At 70.4% G+C, this 2,700-nt stretch carries 3 protein-coding genes; 1 reads left to right on the forward strand and 2 read right to left on the reverse strand.

What is annotated here, in order from left to right; translation table 11 throughout:
• Window positions 1-803, forward strand: an 803-nt coding sequence (locus ITP53_RS54735; RefSeq protein WP_195903377.1) for a hypothetical protein, incomplete at its 5' end; no start/stop codon positions are given.
• On the opposite strand, the gene ITP53_RS54740 is transcribed toward ITP53_RS54735, so the two are convergent.
• Both ITP53_RS54740 and ITP53_RS54745 read right to left on the reverse strand, forming a co-directional pair.
• Window positions 752-2,134: an O-antigen ligase family protein gene (locus ITP53_RS54740; RefSeq protein ID WP_195903378.1), complete on the reverse strand. Its 1,383-nt coding sequence runs from the start codon at window positions 2,132-2,134 to the stop codon at window positions 752-754. The two genes, ITP53_RS54735 and ITP53_RS54740, sit on opposite strands and share 52 nt — an antisense overlap.
• Window positions 2,135-2,137: 3 nt before the next feature.
• The coding region (locus tag ITP53_RS54745; RefSeq protein WP_207757749.1) for a hypothetical protein at window positions 2,138-2,700 on the reverse strand (563 nt) is incomplete at its 5' end.

Genomic DNA, 2,700 nt, shown 5'->3' on the forward strand with positions numbered 1-2,700 from the left:
CCTCCATCGTCCGGCCCGACGGCTCCTCCTGCCCCGACCACCCCACCCCCGCCTGCACCGGCGCGCCAAGCGGCCGCGCGCTGAAGAAGCTGAAGCTCAACACCGAGGGAGTCGCCTACCGCATCCGCACGCCCGGCACCGTGCTCGACGGCGTCCACATCCCCGGCCACCTGCTGATCCACGCCGACAACGTGACGATCACGAACAGCGTCATCGACGGCGACGTGATCAACTCCGACGGGCCCGAGTCGTTCCGGTTCACGATCGCCGACTCCACGGTGGGCACGGACACCGGTAAATGCGAGCCGCTGCCCGGGATCGGCTACGACAAGTACAAGGCGACCCGGGTGCTCGTCCAGGGGCACAGCGACGGCTTCCGCGTCTCGGGCGGCGACGTCGAGATCCGCGACTCGTACGTCAAGCTCTGCTCCAACCCGGGCGACCACTCCGACGGCATCCAGGCATACCACGGCGGCAAGGGGCTGCTCTTCCACCACAACACCGTCGACCAGCGCGAGGCCGAGCACATCACCGCGCCGATCTTCCTGGTCGACGAGCAGTCGGAGGACGTGATCGTCACGGACAACCTCATCATGGGCGGCACGTACAGCCTCCAGGTGCGCAACGCGCGCGGCAAGCAGGTGGTGCGCGGCAACAAACTGGTGGACAAGTCGTGGGTGTACGGGCCGGTCGACTCCGAGTGCGGAAGGTCGGAGTGGGCCGGCAACGAACTGGTCACCATCGACGAGAACTATCGGGTCACCTCGATCGTCGGCCCGCTGATCTGCGACGGCGAGAGCTGATCCGCCCGTGCCGCCCGGAGCAGCGCCCCCGCCGCGCCCACCAGGACGAACGCAAGACCGGTCACCGTCGCGAACGACAGCAGGTCGAAGGTGAGCGACCCGACGAGCGGCACGACCAGGCAGGCGGCGAGCGTGAGGGCGAGATCGCGGTCGCCGGGGTCGGCGCTCAGGTACCTGGCCCTGAGCGCCGCGTAGAAGGCCACCACGAACACCCCCGCGTACGCGAGGGTGCCGAAGAGACCGGTCTCCACCATGGACAGGATGTACTGGTTGTCGAAGATCTGATGCTTGGGGGCGTACCAGGTGCTCAGTCCGCGACCGAGCCAGAAGTGCCGGCCGATCTCCTGGGCCGCCACGGCGTAGTCGTGCGTCCTGTACTGGATGCTCTCGTCGTTGCTCAGGCCGGTGAACAGCCCGGTGATGGTCCCGAGCAGGCCGGGCACGGTCACCCTGACGGCCAGCAGGAACCCCGCGCCCACCAGCAGCGCGGAGAGCCGCCGCCGCCACGACCAGCCGATGAACAGCACCACGCCCACCGCGATCAGGCTCAGCATCGCCGAGCGCGACACGGAGAACATCAGGCCGAGCCCGATCAGGAACGCGCAGGCCCACCAGCGCAGCGCGGGCTCACCCCGCAGGCGCGCCTTGGTGGCGACGTGCACGGCCAGCGGCAGCAGCAGGGCGCAGGTGACGCCGAACTCGATGGGATGGCCGGTGGTCGCGGCCACACGGCGTAACTCATCGCGTTCCAGCACGAACGAGTCGCCCTCGTTCGTGTAGCGCAGGATCGGCAGTTCCAGGAACCTGGTCAGGTCGAGTGCGAGCAGGAACTGCAGGGCCCCGATCACCGAGATCACCGCCCCGCCGACGACCAGGGTCCTGACCAGGAAGTCCAGCCGCCGGCGGTCGCGCACCCCGTCGCAGACCGTGAGCGCGATGCCGACCGAGGCGATCACCAGGACGAACCCGTGGTCGCTCAGGCTGAGCTCGTCGGAATCCATGTATCCCCAGGTGGAGAACCCGAACGTGGCCACCATCGCGGTGAAGTAGGCGAACAGCGCCGTGCGCACGGGGTTGCGGCCCTTCGCCGCGCCCAGCGTGAGGGTGAGCTGCGCGCAGAACCACAGCAGGGCCGCGGCGAGGCTCACCACGTTGCCGGGGGTGAGCGACAGGGGCAGTCCCTTGAGGACCAGGCGCGCGGGCACGACCAGCAGGACGGCCGCGAACACGGCGGCGACGGTGGCGCCGTCGACGCGCCCCGGCAGCGGCGGGGCGCCGGCGGTCGTGGCGCCAGTGGGAGCGCCGGTGGGGGCACCCGTGGTGGCGGCCACCGGCTAGGCCCCCGGCCTGTCGGCGGAGACCAGTTCCTGCGCGCCGGAACGCGGCTCCTCCGGCTCGGCGCGTCGCCTGCGGCGCTCGCGGAGGGACCGCAGCGGGCCTGAGAGGCTCTCGGCGGCGAACGAGGACGCCAGCGCGGCGATCACCCCGAGGCCGAGCGCCGCGGCCGCGGAACGCAGCTTCCTGCCCTCCTGGGGCGCGGGCGTCGTCGGCGGCACGGCCTCGCTGATCGTGATGTACGTGCCCCTCGGCGCCTGCACCTGCCGCTGGCGCGCGTCCAGTTCCTCCTGGACCCGGGCGATGACCTTGTGCGTGATCTCCGTGGCCGCCTCCGGCGTCCGGCTCTCACCCTCGACGAACACCAGCGGGCCGGTGGACAGGGACTCCAGGTTGTTGGTGCCGTTGGTCACCGCGTACTGGGTTTCGCCGCCGCTCGTGACGCCCATCGCGGCCACCATGTCCGGCGTGCTCATGACGCTGATCAGGATGGACGCGGCCACGTCGAGCCCGTGGTCGAAGTTCAGCATCGGATTGACCTGGGAGACGGGCAGGTCGGGGT

The sequence above is a fragment of the Nonomuraea cypriaca genome (genome assembly GCF_015645445.1).
Classification (GTDB): domain Bacteria; phylum Actinomycetota; class Actinomycetes; order Streptosporangiales; family Streptosporangiaceae; genus Nonomuraea; species Nonomuraea cypriaca.